17 protein-coding genes are annotated in these 16,792 nt (G+C 58.0%); 13 read left to right on the forward strand and 4 right to left on the reverse strand.

What is annotated here, in order from left to right; genetic code table 11:
- Window positions 1-209: 209 nt before the first annotated feature.
- Window positions 210-599, reverse strand: a complete 390-nt coding sequence (panM, locus tag K5E19_RS15685) for an aspartate 1-decarboxylase autocleavage activator PanM (RefSeq protein ID WP_023310021.1) — start codon at window positions 597-599, stop codon at window positions 210-212.
- Window positions 600-1,023: 424 nt separating this feature from the next.
- On the opposite strand from panM, the gene livK reads away from it, so the two are divergent.
- The 10 genes from livK to ugpQ all read left to right on the forward strand — a co-directional run bounded on the left by livK (window position 1,024) and on the right by ugpQ (window position 11,072).
- On the forward strand, window positions 1,024-2,133 hold the full coding sequence (livK, locus tag K5E19_RS15690) for a high-affinity branched-chain amino acid ABC transporter substrate-binding protein LivK (protein ID WP_024906696.1): 1,110 nt from the start codon (window positions 1,024-1,026) through the stop codon (window positions 2,131-2,133).
- A 46-nt stretch (window positions 2,134-2,179) separates the two neighbouring features.
- Window positions 2,180-3,106, forward strand: coding sequence for a high-affinity branched-chain amino acid ABC transporter permease LivH (gene livH / locus K5E19_RS15695; RefSeq protein WP_221552028.1), 927 nt, complete (start codon window positions 2,180-2,182; stop codon window positions 3,104-3,106).
- Window positions 3,103-4,380 (forward strand): branched chain amino acid ABC transporter permease LivM, encoded by a 1,278-nt coding sequence (gene livM, locus K5E19_RS15700; protein ID WP_063145307.1) that lies wholly within the window; start codon window positions 3,103-3,105, stop codon window positions 4,378-4,380. The genes livH and livM overlap by 4 nt, the downstream gene beginning before the upstream one ends.
- The gene (gene livG / locus K5E19_RS15705) at window positions 4,377-5,144 is read left to right on the forward strand and encodes a high-affinity branched-chain amino acid ABC transporter ATP-binding protein LivG (protein ID WP_023310024.1); all 768 of its coding nucleotides are present in this window, start codon (window positions 4,377-4,379) and stop codon (window positions 5,142-5,144) included. Before livM ends, livG begins: the two co-directional genes overlap by 4 nt.
- Before the next feature lies 1 nt (window position 5,145).
- Window positions 5,146-5,859, forward strand: a complete 714-nt coding sequence (livF, locus tag K5E19_RS15710) for a high-affinity branched-chain amino acid ABC transporter ATP-binding protein LivF (RefSeq protein WP_008500102.1) — start codon at window positions 5,146-5,148, stop codon at window positions 5,857-5,859.
- A gap of 247 nt (window positions 5,860-6,106) precedes the next feature.
- Entirely contained in the window at window positions 6,107-7,423 is a 1,317-nt protein-coding gene (gene ugpB / locus K5E19_RS15715) for a sn-glycerol-3-phosphate ABC transporter substrate-binding protein UgpB (protein WP_221552030.1), read from the forward strand.
- 104 nt (window positions 7,424-7,527) lie between these two features.
- On the forward strand, window positions 7,528-8,415 hold the full coding sequence (gene ugpA / locus K5E19_RS15720; protein ID WP_033144396.1) for a sn-glycerol-3-phosphate ABC transporter permease UgpA: 888 nt from the start codon (window positions 7,528-7,530) through the stop codon (window positions 8,413-8,415).
- A complete protein-coding gene (ugpE, locus tag K5E19_RS15725) occupies window positions 8,412-9,257 on the forward strand; it encodes a sn-glycerol-3-phosphate ABC transporter permease UgpE (protein WP_028015153.1) in 846 nt (281 codons plus the stop codon). The genes ugpA and ugpE overlap by 4 nt, the downstream gene beginning before the upstream one ends.
- A 1-nt stretch (window position 9,258) precedes the next feature.
- On the forward strand, window positions 9,259-10,329 hold the full coding sequence (locus K5E19_RS15730; protein ID WP_080329950.1) for a sn-glycerol-3-phosphate import ATP-binding protein UgpC: 1,071 nt from the start codon (window positions 9,259-9,261) through the stop codon (window positions 10,327-10,329).
- Window positions 10,326-11,072 carry a glycerophosphodiester phosphodiesterase gene (gene ugpQ / locus K5E19_RS15735; RefSeq protein ID WP_221552032.1) on the forward strand — a complete coding sequence of 249 codons (747 nt, stop codon included), beginning with the start codon at window positions 10,326-10,328 and terminating at the stop codon, window positions 11,070-11,072. The genes K5E19_RS15730 and ugpQ overlap by 4 nt, the downstream gene beginning before the upstream one ends.
- Here the strand turns inward: ugpQ and K5E19_RS15740 are convergent.
- Entirely contained in the window at window positions 11,056-11,433 is a 378-nt protein-coding gene (locus K5E19_RS15740) for a DUF2756 family protein (protein ID WP_126816077.1), read from the reverse strand. The genes ugpQ and K5E19_RS15740 overlap by 17 nt on opposite strands.
- A 123-nt stretch (window positions 11,434-11,556) precedes the next feature.
- On the opposite strand from K5E19_RS15740, the gene ggt reads away from it, so the two are divergent.
- A complete protein-coding gene (gene ggt / locus K5E19_RS15745) occupies window positions 11,557-13,302 on the forward strand; it encodes a gamma-glutamyltransferase (protein ID WP_221552034.1) in 1,746 nt (581 codons plus the stop codon).
- Window positions 13,303-13,388: 86 nt separating this feature from the next.
- Here ggt and yhhY read toward each other — a convergent pair whose 3' ends face one another.
- Window positions 13,389-13,877: an N-acetyltransferase gene (yhhY, locus tag K5E19_RS15750; protein WP_221552036.1), complete on the reverse strand. Its 489-nt coding sequence runs from the start codon at window positions 13,875-13,877 to the stop codon at window positions 13,389-13,391.
- A gap of 220 nt (window positions 13,878-14,097) precedes the next feature.
- Window positions 14,098-14,742, reverse strand: a complete 645-nt coding sequence (locus K5E19_RS15755; RefSeq protein WP_221552126.1) for a polymer-forming cytoskeletal protein — start codon at window positions 14,740-14,742, stop codon at window positions 14,098-14,100.
- Between the two features lie 157 nt (window positions 14,743-14,899).
- Between K5E19_RS15755 and K5E19_RS15760 the strand changes: the two genes are divergently transcribed.
- A complete protein-coding gene (locus K5E19_RS15760) occupies window positions 14,900-15,937 on the forward strand; it encodes an oxidoreductase (RefSeq protein ID WP_221552038.1) in 1,038 nt (345 codons plus the stop codon).
- Window positions 15,938-16,060: 123 nt separating this feature from the next.
- A complete protein-coding gene (locus tag K5E19_RS15765; RefSeq protein WP_221552040.1) occupies window positions 16,061-16,756 on the forward strand; it encodes a pirin family protein in 696 nt (231 codons plus the stop codon).
- The last annotated feature ends 36 nt before the right edge of the window (window positions 16,757-16,792 follow it).

Genomic DNA, 16,792 nt, shown 5'->3' on the forward strand with positions numbered 1-16,792 from the left:
TACGTAATGACATGGTATCTCTCGCATCCCAGGGCATAAGCGACTCCATAAACGGGTTCTTATGCCTTAGTTGTAAGTGTCTACCATGTCCCCGAACAAGTGTTCACTATGTCCCCGGACCGTACACTCCCACGGGGGAGAGGGGACCGCTCGGTGTTCTCCCTCTCCCCGTGGGAGAGGGCCGGGGTGAGGGCATCAGGCCGCACAAATCAACCCTGGCGCTTCTCCCACCCGCTCTCCTGAGCCGTAAACCCTAACGCCTGCATAAACGCCGCCATCACGCCGCGGTCTTCCACGCCCACGTCGGCCATCCACCATGAGGTCACGCTCGGGTTTTCACGGATCACTTCTTCAATTAAATACTGTCCCACACCGCGACGACGGGTGACGTCACGTACGCGCAGCGAGTCCAGCGCCCCTTCAGTACCGCTCAGTGTTACGCGAACCGCAGCCAGCAGGCGCTCGTTAAAACGCGCGGCATAAATACGGTGGGTCTCATCAACGCGCAGCGACGAAGGGGAATATTCCGGCCAGATCTTGCCCAGGTCGATATGATCCTGGTCGCTAAAGGTCACCAGACGCACGATAGTCAGTTTCATTAGCTACTTGTCCAAATCAGATTGAGTAGGGGCAGTGTACTCAATTTATTCACTCAGCGGCTTCCTCTTTTTATTCTCATTAACCAGGTGATTAGTTTTTTGGCAACGCGATGGGCAGTTTGAAAACACATGGATCGAAAAATAAGCAGAATTTTAACCTGAAGGGTAGTGTTTTATTCGGCGCTTTGTACCGTTATTTTATGCTGCAAACTGCGCTTTTATTTGTTTATCTCTGCCTGATTTCAGAATATTATCTTTGCTTAATCGCCTGAAAAATAGAGATTTTAGTCTGGTTTTTGACAAAAACCTGCGCTAAACCATTAAAGGCACTGGTAAAAATAGCGTTGTTCATTAAAAGTACAGAATGCTTTTTAACCATAATAAAACAAAATATAAACACGACATCACGAATGGGGATTCAGAGATGAAAAGGAACGCGAAGACGTTAATCGCGGGGATGGTCGCACTGTCGATCTCGCATGCCGCTATGGCGGAGGACATTAAAGTTGCGGTAGTGGGTGCGATGTCCGGCCCTGTTGCCCAGTGGGGTGACATGGAGTTCAACGGCGCGCGCCAGGCCATTAAAGACATCAACGCCAAGGGCGGCATCAAGGGCGACAAGCTGGTGGGCGTGGAATATGACGACGCCTGCGATCCGAAACAGGCCGTCGCGGTCGCCAACAAAATCGTCAACGACGGTATCCAGTATGTGATCGGCCACCTGTGTTCATCCTCCACCCAGCCTGCGTCTGATATCTACGAAGACGAAGGCATTCTGATGATCACCCCAGGCGCAACGAACCCGGAACTGACCCAGCGCGGCTATCAGCACATCATGCGTACCGCCGGTCTGGACTCCTCGCAGGGTCCCACCGCCGCCAAATACATCCTCGAGACCGTTAAGCCACAGCGCATTGCCATTATTCATGACAAACAGCAGTACGGCGAAGGCCTGGCGCGCTCCGTGCAGGACGGCCTGAAAAAAGGCGGCGCGAATATCGTCTTCTTCGACGGCATTACCGCAGGCGAGAAAGACTTCTCCGCGCTGATCGCCCGTCTGCAAAAAGAGAACATCGACTTCGTTTACTACGGCGGCTACTACCCGGAAATGGGCCAGATGCTGCGTCAGGCGCGCGCCACCGGCCTGAAAACCCAGTTTATGGGGCCAGAGGGCGTGGGCAACGCCTCTCTGTCGAACATCGCGGGGGATTCTGCCGAAGGCATGCTGGTGACGATGCCAAAACGCTATGACCAGGATCCGGCCAACAAGGCTATCGTGGATGCGCTCAAGGCGCAGAAGAAAGATCCGAGTGGTCCGTACGTCTGGATCACCTATGCAGCCGTACAGTCTCTGGCCACCGCGCTGGATCGCTCCGGCAGCAAAGAACCGCTGGATCTGGTGAAAGATTTAAAAGCACACGGGGCGAACACCGTGATTGGGCCGCTGAACTGGGATGAGAAAGGCGATCTGAAGGGATTTGAGTTTGGTGTCTTTAAGTGGCACGCCGACGGTTCGTCCTCGGCCGCCAAATAATTATCCCACCGCCCGGCATGACGGGCGGGTATAAAAAGGTTTGCATATGTCCGAGCAGTTTCTCTATTTCCTGCAGCAGATGTTTAACGGCGTTACGCTGGGAAGCACCTACGCGCTGATCGCCATCGGCTATACGATGGTTTACGGCATTATCGGCATGATCAACTTCGCCCACGGCGAGGTGTACATGATCGGTAGCTACGTCTCCTTTATGATCATTGCCGCCCTGATGATGATGGGCATAGACAGCAGCTGGCTGCTGGTCGCCGCCGGGTTTGTCGGCGCGATTGTGATAGCCAGCGCCTACGGCTGGAGCATTGAGCGCGTGGCCTACCGGCCGGTGCGCAGCTCCAAGCGCCTGATTGCGCTGATCTCCGCGATCGGTATGTCCATCTTCCTGCAAAACTACGTCAGCCTGACCGAAGGCTCGCGCGACGTGGCGCTGCCAAGCCTGTTTAACGGCCAGTGGATTGTGGGGGCAAGCGAAAACTTCGCGGCCACTATCACCACCATGCAGTTGGTTATCTGGGTGGTGACCTTTATTGCGATGCTCGCCCTGACCATTTTTATCCGCTACTCACGCATGGGTCGCGCCTGCCGCGCCTGCGCAGAAGACCTGAAGATGGCGAGTCTCCTCGGCATCAACACCGACCGCGTGATTGCCCTGACCTTCGTGATTGGCGCAGCGATGGCTGCCGTCGCAGGTGTCCTGCTCGGCCAGTTCTACGGCGTGATCAACCCGTACATCGGCTTTATGGCCGGGATGAAAGCCTTCACCGCGGCGGTTCTGGGCGGTATCGGCAGTATTCCGGGCGCGATGATCGGCGGCCTGATCCTGGGCGTGGCGGAAGCGCTCTCCTCGGCGTACCTGAGCACGGAATATAAAGACGTGGTGTCGTTTGCCCTGCTGATTCTGGTTCTGCTGGTGATGCCTACCGGTATTCTGGGCCGTCCGGAGGTAGAGAAAGTATGAAACCGATGCATTTTGCAATGGCGCTGCTCTCTGCCGCCATGTTCTTCGTGCTGGCGGGCGTCTTTATGGGCGTCCAGTTAGGTCTGGACGGCACGAAGCTGGTGGTGGACACCGCCCCCGACATCCGCTGGCAGTGGGTGTTTATCGGCACCGCCGTGGTGTTCCTGTTCCAGCTGCTGCGTCCGCTGTTCCAGAAGACGCTGAAAAACGTCTCCGGGCCCAAATTTGTGCTGCCGGCAATCGACGGCTCTACCGTTAAGCAGAAGCTGTTCCTCGTGGCGCTGCTGGTGGCCGCCGTGGCGTGGCCGTTTGTGGTGTCTCGCGGCACCGTGGATATCGCCACCCTGACCATGATCTACGTGATTCTCGGTCTTGGTCTGAACGTGGTGGTGGGGCTCTCTGGCCTGCTGGTGCTGGGCTACGGCGGCTTCTACGCCATCGGTGCCTACACCTTCGCGCTGCTGAACCACTATTACGGCCTCGGCTTCTGGACCTGCCTGCCGCTGGCGGGGCTGGTCTCTGCCGCCGCGGGCTTCCTGCTCGGCTTCCCGGTGCTGCGCCTGCGCGGTGACTACCTGGCGATTGTGACCCTGGGCTTCGGCGAAATCGTCCGTATCCTGCTGCTCAACAACACCGAAGTGACCGGCGGCCCGAACGGCATCAGCCAGATCCCGAAACCGACCTTCTTCGGCCTGGAGTTCAGCCGTACCGCCCGCGAAGGCGGCTGGGATACCTTCAGCAACTTCTTTGGCATCAAGTACGACCCGTCCGACCGCGTGATCTGGCTCTATCTGGTGGCGCTGCTGCTGGTGGTGATTACCCTGTTTGTGATCAACCGTCTGCTGCGCATGCCGCTGGGTCGCGCGTGGGAAGCGCTGCGTGAAGATGAAATCGCCTGCCGCTCCCTGGGCCTGAACCCGACCCGCATCAAGCTGACCGCGTTCACCATCAGCGCCGCGTTTGCCGGTTTCGCCGGAACGCTGTTTGCCGCGCGTCAGGGCTTCGTCAGCCCGGAATCCTTCACCTTTGCCGAATCCGCCTTCGTGCTGGCGATTGTGGTGCTCGGCGGGATGGGCTCGCAGTTCGCCGTGATCCTCGCGGCCATCCTGCTGGTGGTCTCGCGCGAGCTGATGCGCGACTTTAACGAATACAGCATGCTGATGCTGGGTGGTTTGATGGTGCTGATGATGATCTGGCGTCCGCAGGGTCTGCTGCCGATGACCCGTCCACAGCTGAAGCTGAAGAACGGGCAAGCGAAAGGAGAGCAGGCATGAGTCAGCCATTATTATCCGTTAACGGTCTGATGATGCGTTTTGGCGGCCTGCTGGCGGTCAACAACGTGAATCTGGATCTGCACAAGAAAGAGATTGTCTCCCTGATTGGCCCGAACGGCGCGGGAAAGACCACGGTCTTCAACTGTCTGACCGGCTTCTACAAGCCGACGGGCGGCACCATCATGCTGCGCGACCAGCACCTGGAAGGGCTGCCGGGCCAGCAGATCGCCCGCATGGGCGTGGTGCGTACCTTCCAGCACGTGCGTCTGTTCCGCGAGATGACGGTAATTGAGAACCTGCTGGTGGCACAGCATCAGCAGCTGAAAACCGGGCTGTTCTCCGGCCTGCTGAAAACCCCGGCCTTCCGCCGCGCGCAGGATGAAGCGCTCGACCGCGCTGCCACCTGGCTCGACCGAATTGGCCTGCTGCAGCACGCCAACCGTCAGGCGAGCAACCTGGCCTACGGCGATCAGCGTCGCCTGGAGATTGTGCGCTGCATGGTGACGCAGCCGGAAATCCTGATGCTCGACGAACCGGCGGCAGGGCTCAACCCGAAAGAGACCAAAGAGCTGGACGAGCTGATTGCCGAGCTGCGCGATAGCCACGACACCACCATCCTGCTGATTGAGCACGATATGAAGCTGGTGATGGGCATTTCTGACCGCATCTACGTGGTCAACCAGGGCACGCCGCTGGCAAACGGCACGCCGGAAGAGATCCGCAACAACCCGGACGTGATCCGCGCATACCTTGGTGAGGCATAAGATGGAAAAAGCGATGTTAACGTTCGACAAGGTCAACGCGCACTACGGCAAGATCCAGGCGCTGCACGACGTCAGCCTGCATATCAATCAGGGGGAAATCGTGACCCTGATTGGCGCCAACGGCGCGGGCAAAACCACGCTGCTCGGCACCCTGTGCGGCGACCCGCGCGCCACCAGCGGGCGGATTGTGTTCGATGGTAAAGACATTACCGACTGGCAGACCGCCAGAATCATGCGCGAGGCGGTGGCGATTGTCCCGGAAGGGCGTCGCGTGTTTTCCCGCATGACGGTGGAAGAGAACCTGGCGATGGGCGGGTTCTTCGCTCATCGCGATGAATACCAGACCCGCATCAAGTGGGTGTACGAGCTTTTCCCGCGCCTGTGGGAGCGCCGCATCCAGCGTGCGGGCACCATGTCCGGCGGTGAGCAGCAGATGCTGGCGATTGGCCGCGCGCTGATGAGCCAGCCGCGCCTGCTGCTGCTGGACGAACCGTCGCTCGGTCTGGCGCCGATCATCATTCAGCAGATTTTCGACACCATCGAACAGCTTCGCAAAGAGGGGATGACCATCTTCCTCGTCGAGCAGAACGCCAACCAGGCGCTGAAGCTCGCCGACCGCGGCTACGTGCTGGAGAACGGCCGCGTGGTGCTGGAGGATACCGGCGACGCGCTGCTGGCGAACGAAGCGGTGCGGAGCGCGTATTTGGGCGGCTGAGCCGTCTGTATCGCCCGGTGGCGCTGCGCTTACCGGGCCTACAGGGATCGAGTAGGCCGGGTAAGGCGTAGCCGCCACCCGGCTTTTTTAACCACAACACCCCTTCACACAACCATCATCCCCCTGACGCCTGGTTGTCACTTATCTGTAAACAAACAGTTATTTTTCTGTAATTCGAGCATGTCATGTTACCTCGCGAGCATAAAACGCGTGATATCGCGCATCCGGCACAATAAGAGAGATGACAATGACATCGTTACGACACACAGCTTTGGGTCTGGCAATCGGTCTGGCTTTTGCGACGAACGCAATGGCTGTGACCACCATTCCGTTCTGGCATTCCATGGAAGGGGAGTTGGGTAAAGAGGTTGACTCCCTGGCGCAGCGTTTCAACGACACCCATCCGGATTACAAAATTGTGCCGGTATACAAAGGCAACTACGAGCAGAGCCTGAGCGCGGGCATCGCCGCCTTCCGTACCGGCAACGCGCCAGCCCTGTTACAGGTTTATGAAGTGGGCACCGCCACTATGATGGCCTCCAAAGCCATCAAGCCGGTGTATGAAGTGTTCAAAGAGGCGGGCATCAACTTCGACGAATCCCAGTTCGTGCCGACCGTTTCCGGTTACTACACGGATTCCAAAACCGGCCACCTGCTGTCCCAGCCGTTTAACAGCTCCACGCCGGTGCTGTACTACAACAAAGACGCCTTCAAAAAAGCCGGTTTAGACCCGGAGCAGCCGCCAAAAACCTGGCAGGATCTGGCCGAGTACACCGCGAAGCTGAAGGCGGCGGGAATGAAGTGCGGCTACGCCAGCGGCTGGCAGGGCTGGATCCAGATTGAAAACTTCAGCGCCTGGCACGGCCTGCCGGTTGCCACCAAAAACAACGGCTTCGACGGCACCGACGCGGTACTGGAGTTCAACAAGCCGGAGCAGGTGAAGCACATCGCGCTGCTGGAAGAACTCAATAAGAAGGGCGACTTCAGCTACTTCGGGCGTAAAGACGAATCCACCGAGAAGTTCTACAACGGCGACTGCGCCATTACCACCGCCTCTTCCGGCTCGCTGGCGGATATTCGTCACTATGCCAAATTCAACTACGGCGTGGGCATGATGCCGTACGACGCTGACGTGAAGGGCGCGCCGCAGAACGCCATCATCGGCGGGGCGAGCCTGTGGGTGATGCAGGGCAAAGACAAGGGCACCTACAAAGGCGTAGCCGAGTTCCTCGACTTCCTGGCCAAGCCGGAAAACGCCGCCGAGTGGCACCAGAAGACCGGCTACCTGCCGATCACCAAAGCCGCGTACGACCTGACCCGCGAGCAGGGCTTCTACAGCAAGAACCCGGGCGCAGACATTGCGACGCGTCAGATGCTGAACAAGCCGCCGTTGCCGTTCACCAAGGGCCTGCGTCTGGGCAACATGCCGCAGATCCGCACCATCGTGGATGAGGAGCTGGAAAGCGTCTGGACCGGTAAGAAAACGCCACAGCAGGCGCTGGATTCAGCGGTAGAGCGCGGAAATCAGCTGCTGCGCCGCTTTGAGCAGTCGACCAAATCGTAAAAAAATGCCCGGTGGCGGCTACGCCTTACCGGGCCTACGACGTGCCCCATGTAGGCCGGGTAAGGCGTAGCCGCCACCCGGAATTGTTCAGGAACCAAATCTCAATGTCATCATCCCGTCCGGTGTTCCGTTCCCGCTGGCTGCCGTACCTGCTGGTCGCGCCGCAGCTGGTCATCACCGTTATTTTCTTTATCTGGCCTGCGGGCGAAGCGCTGTGGTACTCGGTACAAAGCGTCGATCCGTTCGGGCTTTCCAGCCAGTTTGTCGGGCTGGACAACTTCACCGCGCTGTTCCATGACAGCTACTACCTGGACTCCTTCTGGACGACGATGAAGTTCAGCGCGCTGGTGACCGTCAGCGGCCTGGTTGCCTCGCTGTTTTTCGCCGCGCTGGTAGACTACGTGGTGCGCGGCAGCCGTATTTATCAAACCCTGATGCTGCTGCCTTACGCCGTGGCTCCCGCCGTCGCCGCCGTGCTGTGGATCTTCCTGTTTAACCCGGGGCGCGGGCTGATTACCCACTTCCTGGCAGAGTTCGGCTACGACTGGAACCACGCCCAGAACAGCGGGCAGGCAATGTTCCTGGTGGTGTTCGCCTCGGTGTGGAAGCAGATCAGCTACAACTTCCTGTTCTTCTTTGCCGCGCTGCAGTCCATTCCGCGTTCGCTGGTGGAAGCCGCGGCAATTGACGGAGCAGGGCCCATTCGTCGTTTCTTCAGGTTGTCACTGCCGCTGATCGCCCCGGTGAGTTTCTTCCTGCTGGTAGTTAACCTCGTGTACGCCTTCTTCGACACCTTCCCGGTGATCGACGCGGCGACCGCAGGCGGCCCGGTGCAGGCGACAACGACGCTGATCTACAAGATCTACCGCGAAGGTTTTGCGGGGCTGGATCTATCCGCCTCTGCCGCCCAGTCTGTCGTGCTGATGTTCCTCGTCATCATCCTCACGGTGGTGCAGTTCCGCTATGTCGAAAGTAAGGTGCGCTACCAATGATTGAGAACCGTCGCGGGCTGACGATTTTCAGCCATACCATGCTGATTTTAGGGATTATCGTCATCCTGTTCCCGCTGTACGTGGCGTTTGTCGCCGCCACGCTGGACACCAAAGCTGTATTTGATACGCCGATGACGCTGATCCCCGGTGGGCATCTGTTCGAGAACATGAAGACCATCTGGACCCAGGGCGTGGGCGCCAACAGCGCGCCGTTCTGGCTGATGATGCTCAACAGCTTCATCATGGCGTTTGGCATTACGGTCGGCAAAATTACGGTGTCGATGCTGTCGGCCTTCGCCATCGTCTGGTTCCGCTTTCCGCTGCGTAACCTGTTCTTCTGGATGATCTTCATCACCCTGATGCTGCCGGTGGAAGTACGTATCTTCCCGACGGTGGAAGTGATCGCCAACCTGAAGATGCTCGACAGCTACGCGGGCTTAACCCTGCCGCTGATGGCCTCGGCGACCGCCACCTTCCTGTTCCGCCAGTTCTTTATGACCCTGCCGGACGAGCTGATTGAAGCGGCGCGCATCGACGGCGCGTCGCCGATGCGCTTCTTCCGCGACATCGTGCTGCCGCTGTCGAAAACCAACCTCGCGGCGCTGTTTGTGATCACCTTTATCTACGGCTGGAACCAGTACCTGTGGCCGCTGCTGATTATTCAGGACGTCAACCTCGGCACTGCCGTGGCGGGCATCAAAGGCATGATCGCCACCGGCGAAGGCACCACCCTCTGGAACCAGGTGATGGCAGCGATGCTGCTCACCCTTATCCCACCCGTAGTCATTGTTTTAGCCATGCAGCGTGCGTTTGTCCGCGGCCTGGTCGATAGCGAGAAATAAGATGGCAGGTTTAAAACTTCAGGCAGTAACCAAAAGCTGGGACGGCAAAACCCAGGTCATTCAGCCGTTAACGCTCGACGTGGCGGACGGGGAATTCATCGTGATGGTCGGCCCGTCCGGCTGCGGCAAATCCACCCTGCTGCGCATGGTGGCGGGGCTGGAGCGCGTGACCTCCGGGGATATCTGGATTGACCGTCAGCGCGTCACCGAAATGGAGCCGAAAGACCGCGGTATCGCGATGGTGTTCCAGAACTACGCCCTCTATCCGCACATGAGCGTGGAAGAGAACATGGCCTGGGGGCTGAAAATCCGCGGTATGGGCAAAGGCCATATCGACGAGCGGGTGAAAGAGGCGGCGCGTATCCTTGAGCTGGACGGTCTGCTCAAGCGTCGCCCGCGCGAGCTCTCCGGCGGCCAGCGCCAGCGCGTGGCGATGGGGCGCGCCATCGTGCGCGATCCGGCGGTATTCCTGTTCGACGAGCCGCTCTCAAACCTCGACGCCAAGCTGCGCGTGCAGATGCGTCTTGAGCTGCAGCAACTGCACCGTCGTCTGAAAACCACCTCCCTGTACGTGACCCACGATCAGGTCGAAGCCATGACCCTCGCCCAGCGCGTAATGGTGATGAACAAAGGCATCGCCGAGCAGATTGGCACCCCGGTGGAAGTGTACGAGAAACCGGCCACCCGCTTTGTGGCGAGCTTTATCGGCAGCCCGGCAATGAACCTGCTGGAAGGGCGTATCAGCAGCGCGGGCACGCATTTTGAGCTGGAAAGCGGGATGGCGTTGCCGATCAACTGGTACTATCGTGGCTACGCCGGGCGTAAGATGACGCTCGGTATCCGCCCCGAGCATATCGGTTTAACCTCGCAGGCGGACGGCGGCGTGCCGCTGGTGATGGACACGCTGGAGATGTTGGGTGCAGATAACCTGGCGCACGGGCGCTGGGGCGAGCAAAAAATGGTGGTGCGCCTGGCACATCAGGAGCGCCCTAAAGCAGGCAGCACGCTGTGGCTGCACCTGCCGGAAAACCATCTGCACCTGTTTGACGGTGAAACAGGACAACGAGTATGAGCAACTGGCCTTATCCCCACGTCGTCGCCCACCGGGGCGGCGGTAAGCTGGCGCCGGAAAACACCCTGGCGGCGATTGACGTTGGCGCGCGCTACGGTCACACGATGATTGAGTTCGATGCCAAGCTGTCGAAAGACGGCGAAATTTTCCTGCTGCATGACGATAACCTCGAGCGCACCAGCAACGGCTGGGGCGTGGCGGGCAAACTGCCGTGGCGCGATCTGCTGAAGGTGGACGCCGGAAGCTGGTACAGCGGCGAGTTCAAAGGCGAACCGCTGCCGCTGCTGGCGGAAGTGGCGGATCGCTGTCGCCAGCACGGCATGATGGCCAATATCGAAATCAAACCGACCACCGGCACCGGGCCGCTGACGGGCAAAGTGATTGCGCTGGCCGCGCGCGAGCTGTGGGAAGGGATGACCGCGCCGCTGCTCTCCTCGTTTGAAATTGACGCGCTGGAGGCGGCACAGGCGGCCGTGCCGGAGCTGCCGCGCGGGCTGCTGCTTGACGAGTGGCGCGAGGACTGGCGCGAGCTGACGACGCGCTTAGCGTGCGTCTCTATTCATCTCAATCACAAGCTGCTGGATGAGGCGCGGGTGAAGATGCTGAAAGACGCGGGTCTGCATATTCTGGTCTACACCGTTAACAAACCCCAGCGCGCAGCCGAGCTGCTGCGCTGGGGCGTGGACAGCATCTGTACCGATGCGATCGACCTCATCGGCCCGGACTTTAGTTCTGCGGATTAAGCATACTGCCATTCGACTGCGGCGGCAGCATATGCTGCTGGCCGCTGTTCAGGGTTGACCCCCCGCCTAACATCCCGCCGTTTTTATTCGGCAGCGGCTGCTCACGCACCTGACCCTGTTGGATGCGCTGGGTATTGGCGTTCATCTGGTTTTGCAGGCTCTGCTGTTGCATCTGGGTCTGCGTTTTCAACTGCTGATTGAGCATCCCTTTCTGCTGCTGTTGCTGGCTCATCATCTCCGTCTGCATACGCTGCTGGCTCGGGATAACGTAACCCTGCTGGTTCGGGTTGTTCATCGTATTGAGTGGCTGTGCGAGCGCGGCAAACGGGATCAGTGCCGTAAGAATCATCAAGCGTTTCATTGTCATCTCCTCCTTTTGAGGTTTCTCTTAAGTTTACCCCGATTTCACCATGACGATGATTTTTTAGGAGTTGTGAACCAGGCTTAAGCGGGGAGTATGGACCCCTTCACCTGGAGAACAATAATGATGAAACCAACGTTTTTGCGCTGGGTAGCGATCGCCGCGCTGATGGCAGGCGGCACATTTAGTGTGGCGGCCAACCCGCCCGCGGCACCTCCTGTCTCCTACGGCGTGGAGGAAGACGTTTTCCATCCCGTGCGGGCGACGCATGGCATGGTGGCCTCGGTTGACGCGCTGGCAACCCAGGTTGGGGTCGATATTCTCAAGCAGGGCGGTAACGCGGTAGATGCGGCGGTTGCGGTAGGGTACGCGCTGGCGGTCACGCACCCGCAGGCGGGTAACCTCGGCGGCGGCGGGTTTATGATGCTGCGGACCAAAGACGGGAAAACCACCGCCATCGATTTCCGTGAGATGGCACCGAACCAGGCCTCCCGCGATATGTTCCTGGACGAGCAGGGCAACCCGGACAGCAAGAAATCCCTGACCTCGCACCTCGCCTCCGGCACGCCGGGTACCGTCGCGGGCTTCTCGCTGGCGCTGGAAAAGTACGGCACGATGCCGCTGAACAAGGTGGTACAGCCTGCCATCAAGCTGGCGCGGGAGGGATTTGTGGTCAATGACGCGCTTGCGGACGATCTCAAAACCTACGGCAGTGAAGTCATTCCGAATCATGAAAACAGTAAGGCCATCTTCTGGAAAGACGGCGAGCCGCTGAAGAAGGGCGATAGGCTGGTGCAGAAGAACCTGGCAACCAGCCTGGAGCGGATTGCGGAACACGGCCCGGATGCCTTCTATAAAGGCGCAATTGCTGACCAGATTGCCGATGAAATGCAAAAGAACGGTGGGCTCATCACCAAAGCGGATCTGGCGGAGTACAAAGCGGTGGAGCGCGAGCCGATTAGCGGCACCTATCGCGGCTACGAGGTCTTCTCCATGCCGCCGCCGTCCTCCGGCGGGATCCACATCGTGCAGATCCTCAATATTCTTGAAAACTTCGATATGCACAAGTTCGGCTTCGGCAGCGCGGACGCCATGCAGGTGATGGCGGAAGCGGAAAAACGCGCCTACGCCGACCGCTCGGAATATCTCGGCGATCCGGACTTCGTGAAGGTGCCGTGGCAGGCGCTGACCAACAAGGCCTATGCCAAATCCATTGCGGAACAGATCGACATCAACAAGGCTAAGCCGTCGAGCGAGATCCGCCCAGGCAAGCTGGCACCGTATGAAAGCAACCAGACCACCCATTTCTCGGTGGTGGATAAAGACGGCAACGCGGTGGCGGTGACCTATACGCTGAATACCACCTTTGGTACCGGGATTGTGGCGGGCAACAGCGGTATTCTGCTGAACAACGAGATGGATGACTTCTCCGCCAAACCGGGCGTGCCGAACGTCTACGGGCTGGTAGGCGGCGATGCGAATGCGGTAGGGCCGAAGAAGCGTCCGCTGTCCTCCATGTCGCCTACCATCGTGGTGAAAGACGGGAAAACCTGGCTGGTAACCGGCAGCCCGGGCGGGAGTCGAATTATTACCACCGTGCTGCAGATGGTGGTGAACAGCATCGACTTTGGGATGAACGTCGCCGAAGCGACCAACGCTCCGCGCTTCCATCACCAGTGGCTGCCGGATGAGCTGCGCGTCGAGAAGGGCTTTAGCCCGGACACCATCAAGCTGCTGGAACAGCGAGGTCAAAAGGTGGCGGTGAAAGAGGCAATGGGCAGCACCCAGAGCATTATGGTGGGGCCGGATGGGGCACTGTTTGGCGCATCGGACCCGCGTTCGGTGGATGATTTGACGGCGGGGTATTGATGTTTTGCCCGGTGGCGCTGCGCTTACCGGGCCTACAACTGCACGAACGTAGGCCGGGTAAGGCGAAGCCGCCACCCGGCAAATAACTACTTCATTCTCGCCATATAATACGCATCCACATACTCGCCGTTGCGCAGGGCAAATTTCCTGCCGGTGCCTTCGATTTCAAAACCAAACTTCCGGTACAGCGCCAGTGCAGCAGGGTTATCGGCAAAAACCGTTAACTCGATACGTTCGATGCGCATCCAGTTATCGCACAGGTTGATCATCTCGCGCATGAGCGCACTCCCCACGCCGCGCCCCTGGGCGTGCGCCGCAACGCTGATACCAAAGGTTGCCACATGGCTGCGTCGCGGGCTGGCTTCTACCTGCAGCGCCAGGTCACCGACGATGTTCTCATCAATGCAGGCGACCAGACGTTTTTGACCGGATTTAGGATTCAGGCGTTCTTGCCACATCTCAAGGGAAGGATGAGGTAGCTGTAGCGTGTCGTGATACACCCCCGGATGCATATAGTTCTGGCGTAAAGCTTCGGCATCTTTCGGTTCTGCGTGGCGTATCACTATCTCACTCATTCCTTGTTCCTCAGTCAGTTAAATGTCCTTTCCAACATCAATGACTTTAAAATTTGAGTCAACCGCTATTTTTTGCAAAAAAAAGTGGACAAGTGCGAATGAGAATGATTATTATTGCTCTGCATTCAGGAAGACCGCTACGGGAACCTGAAAGCACGACATTGCTCACATTGCTTCCAGTATTACTTTAGCCAGCGTTTCGCTGGCTTTTTTTTGCTTATTATTTAGCGAGTTCGCACGCTTCCGGAGCGTCAGTGGTGCTGTCCTTGATCAGGCCAACGACGTTGTTCTTTTCGATAGCGGCGGGAAGCATCTCTGCAATACCGGAAAACATCCCGCCTTTTTTGACGGCCAGCGCCCGGTAGGAAAGCGTTCCCGTGACCTCACCATTTTCGCAGATTTCAATGGCATCGCTGTGGCATTCGCCAATCACGGCCCCGTCAATAATCAACTCGCGGCAGGTGATGTTTCCCTCAACCCGTCCCCCGCGCATGATTTTGATCAGACTCTGTTCAGAGGCAATATTGCCGATGAGCTCACCGTGCACATAGACGTGACCCGCCGAAACGATATTGCCTTCAACGCGGACGTCAGTGGCAATCACCGTGGTGCCGTGCTTCTCGGTGGCGGTAGGTTCTTTTTCCATGACAGGAGCCGGGGGAAGGGCGGTTGGCACCTTGATTTCATTAATTTTATTCTTCTTAAACATAACATTACCCAGGTTGATAAGCAGAGGGAGAGTGAAGGCCAATAAAGACAGTGCTGCGAAGATCCATGCGAGTTGACGGGTGGCGAAGCACCAGGCGGCAAGCGAAAGCAGCCAGAAGAGAAGCGCACTGTTTAAGGCGAGATATTTCCTTTCCATAGAAATAGGCGCGACTCCATTCGCGAGCATAGATTTGACCTTCACCTTATCGTGGTTTTTAGCAGCAGGGTCAAGGCAAGTGCCGCCATTTTAGGATTCTATTGGGCAAGTTTATCGCTATAGTGAAAACAGAAACCTGATAAAAAAGGACGGAACCATGACCCTGAACTGTGCGTTTATCGGCTTTGGTAAAAGCACCACCCGCTATCACTTACCCTATGTTCTCAACCGTAAAGACAGCTGGCACGTTGCCCATATCTACCGACGCAGCGCGAAGCCGGAAGAGCAATCTCCGCAATATTCCCACATCCATTTCACCAGCGATCTGAACGAGGTGCTTCACGATCCGCAGGTGAATTTGATCATTGTCTGCACTCATGCCGACAGCCACTTCGACTACGCGAAGCGCGCGCTGGAAGCGGGCAAAAACGTGCTGGTGGAAAAGCCGTTCACTCCGACCATCGCCGAAGCGAAGGAACTGTTCGCGCTGGCGAAAAGCAAAGGCCTGACCGTGACGCCGTATCAGAACCGCCGCTTTGACAGCTGCTTCCTGACGGCGAAAAAGGCGATTGAGAGCGGCAAGTTGGGCGACATTGTGGAAATCGAAAGCCACTTCGACTACTACCGTCCGGTCGCGGAAACCCAGCCCGGCCTGCCGCAGGACGGCTCGTTCTATGGTCTGGGCGTGCACACCATGGACCAGATCATCTCCCTGTTTGGCCGCCCGGACCACGTGGCGTACGACATCCGCAGCCTGCGCAACAAAGCCAACCCGGACGACACCTTTGAAGCGCAACTGTTCTACGGCGACCTGAAGGCCATCGTTAAAACCAGCCATCTGGTGAAAATCGACTATCCGAAATTTATCGTTCACGGCACCCGAGGCTCGTTTATCAAATACGGCATTGACCAGCAGGAGACCAGCCTGAAGGCCAACATCATGCCGGGCGAACCGGGCTTTGCGGCGGATGATTCCGTGGGCGTGCTGGAGTATGTGAACGATGAGGGCGTAACGGTCAGGGAGGAGCTGAAACCGGAAATTGGCGACTATGGCCGCGTCTACGATGCGCTGTTTGAGACGCTCACAAACGGCACGCCGAATTACGTCAAGGAATCTGACGTTCTGACCAATCTCGAAATCCTTGAACGGGCCTTTGAGCAGGCTTCCCCTGCCACGGTAACCCTCGCGAAATAAGCAAAAACGGCTCCTCTTCGCTTGTTCATAATTTTTGAACAGAGGAGTCAATTTTCACCCTCTATGATCCCAGGCGGTTTGCGTCCACACTTACTCCATCGAAACGAACTGAGGGTGAAAACAATGATCTACTTACGCAAAGCAAACGAACGTGGTCACGCGAATCATGGCTGGCTGGACTCATGGCATTCATTCTCGTTTGCCGACTACTACGACCCGAACTTTATGGGCTTCTCCGCACTGCGCGTGATTAACGACGACGTGATTGATGCAGGCCAGGGCTTCGGTACTCACCCGCACAAGGACATGGAAATCCTGACTTATGTGCTCGAAGGTGCCGTGGCGCACAAAGACAGCATGGGTAACGAAGAGCAGGTTCCGGCGGGCGAGTTCCAGATTATGAGCGCGGGTACCGGGGTGCGTCACTCCGAGTACAACCCGAGCAAAACGGAAAAACTGCACCTGTATCAAATCTGGATCATTCCAGAAGAGACCGGCATCACGCCGCGCTACGAGCAGCGCCGCTTCGACGCCAAACAGGGCAAACAGCTGGTGCTGTCCCCGGATGCGCGTGAAGGTTCCCTGAAAGTGCATCAGGATATGGAGCTGTACCGCTGGGCGCTGGCGAAAGACGAACAGTCCGTGCACCAGATTGCCGCCAACCGCCGCGTCTGGATCCAGGTAGTGAAAGGCGAAGTGTCCATCAACGGCACCAAAGCCACCACCGCCGATGGCCTGGCCGTCTGGGATGAGCAGGCGCTCTCCGTGCATGCCGACAGCGAAAGCGAAATCCTGCTGTTTGACCTGCCGCCGGTATAAATAATTTCTCAACCTTCCCTTTAAACGGGGAAGGTT

Origin of the sequence: Enterobacter sp. RIT637 (assembly GCF_019718755.1) — a bacterium.
Lineage (GTDB): Bacteria > Pseudomonadota > Gammaproteobacteria > Enterobacterales > Enterobacteriaceae > Enterobacter.

Bases quoted from the DNA above. Each gene is read 5' to 3' on its own strand.
- ugpE (WP_028015153.1), top strand. From the start codon at position 8,412: ATGATTGAGAACCGTCGCGGGCTGACGATTTTCAGCCATACCATGCTG.
- ugpB (WP_221552030.1), top strand. From the start codon at position 6,107: ATGACATCGTTACGACACACAGCTTTGGGTCTGGCAATCGGTCTGGCT.
- panM (WP_023310021.1), bottom strand. From the start codon at position 599: ATGAAACTGACTATCGTGCGTCTGGTGACCTTTAGCGACCAGGATCAT.
- ggt (WP_221552034.1), top strand. From the start codon at position 11,557: ATGATGAAACCAACGTTTTTGCGCTGGGTAGCGATCGCCGCGCTGATG.
- K5E19_RS15760 (WP_221552038.1), top strand. From the start codon at position 14,900: ATGACCCTGAACTGTGCGTTTATCGGCTTTGGTAAAAGCACCACCCGC.
- K5E19_RS15730 (WP_080329950.1), top strand. From the start codon at position 9,259: ATGGCAGGTTTAAAACTTCAGGCAGTAACCAAAAGCTGGGACGGCAAA.
- livF (WP_008500102.1), top strand. From the start codon at position 5,146: ATGGAAAAAGCGATGTTAACGTTCGACAAGGTCAACGCGCACTACGGC.
- ugpQ (WP_221552032.1), top strand. From the start codon at position 10,326: ATGAGCAACTGGCCTTATCCCCACGTCGTCGCCCACCGGGGCGGCGGT.
- K5E19_RS15765 (WP_221552040.1), top strand. From the start codon at position 16,061: ATGATCTACTTACGCAAAGCAAACGAACGTGGTCACGCGAATCATGGC.
- livH (WP_221552028.1), top strand. From the start codon at position 2,180: ATGTCCGAGCAGTTTCTCTATTTCCTGCAGCAGATGTTTAACGGCGTT.
- K5E19_RS15740 (WP_126816077.1), bottom strand. From the start codon at position 11,433: ATGAAACGCTTGATGATTCTTACGGCACTGATCCCGTTTGCCGCGCTC.
- livM (WP_063145307.1), top strand. From the start codon at position 3,103: ATGAAACCGATGCATTTTGCAATGGCGCTGCTCTCTGCCGCCATGTTC.
- livG (WP_023310024.1), top strand. From the start codon at position 4,377: ATGAGTCAGCCATTATTATCCGTTAACGGTCTGATGATGCGTTTTGGC.
- yhhY (WP_221552036.1), bottom strand. From the start codon at position 13,877: ATGAGTGAGATAGTGATACGCCACGCAGAACCGAAAGATGCCGAAGCT.
- livK (WP_024906696.1), top strand. From the start codon at position 1,024: ATGAAAAGGAACGCGAAGACGTTAATCGCGGGGATGGTCGCACTGTCG.
- K5E19_RS15755 (WP_221552126.1), bottom strand. From the start codon at position 14,742: ATGGAAAGGAAATATCTCGCCTTAAACAGTGCGCTTCTCTTCTGGCTG.
- ugpA (WP_033144396.1), top strand. From the start codon at position 7,528: ATGTCATCATCCCGTCCGGTGTTCCGTTCCCGCTGGCTGCCGTACCTG.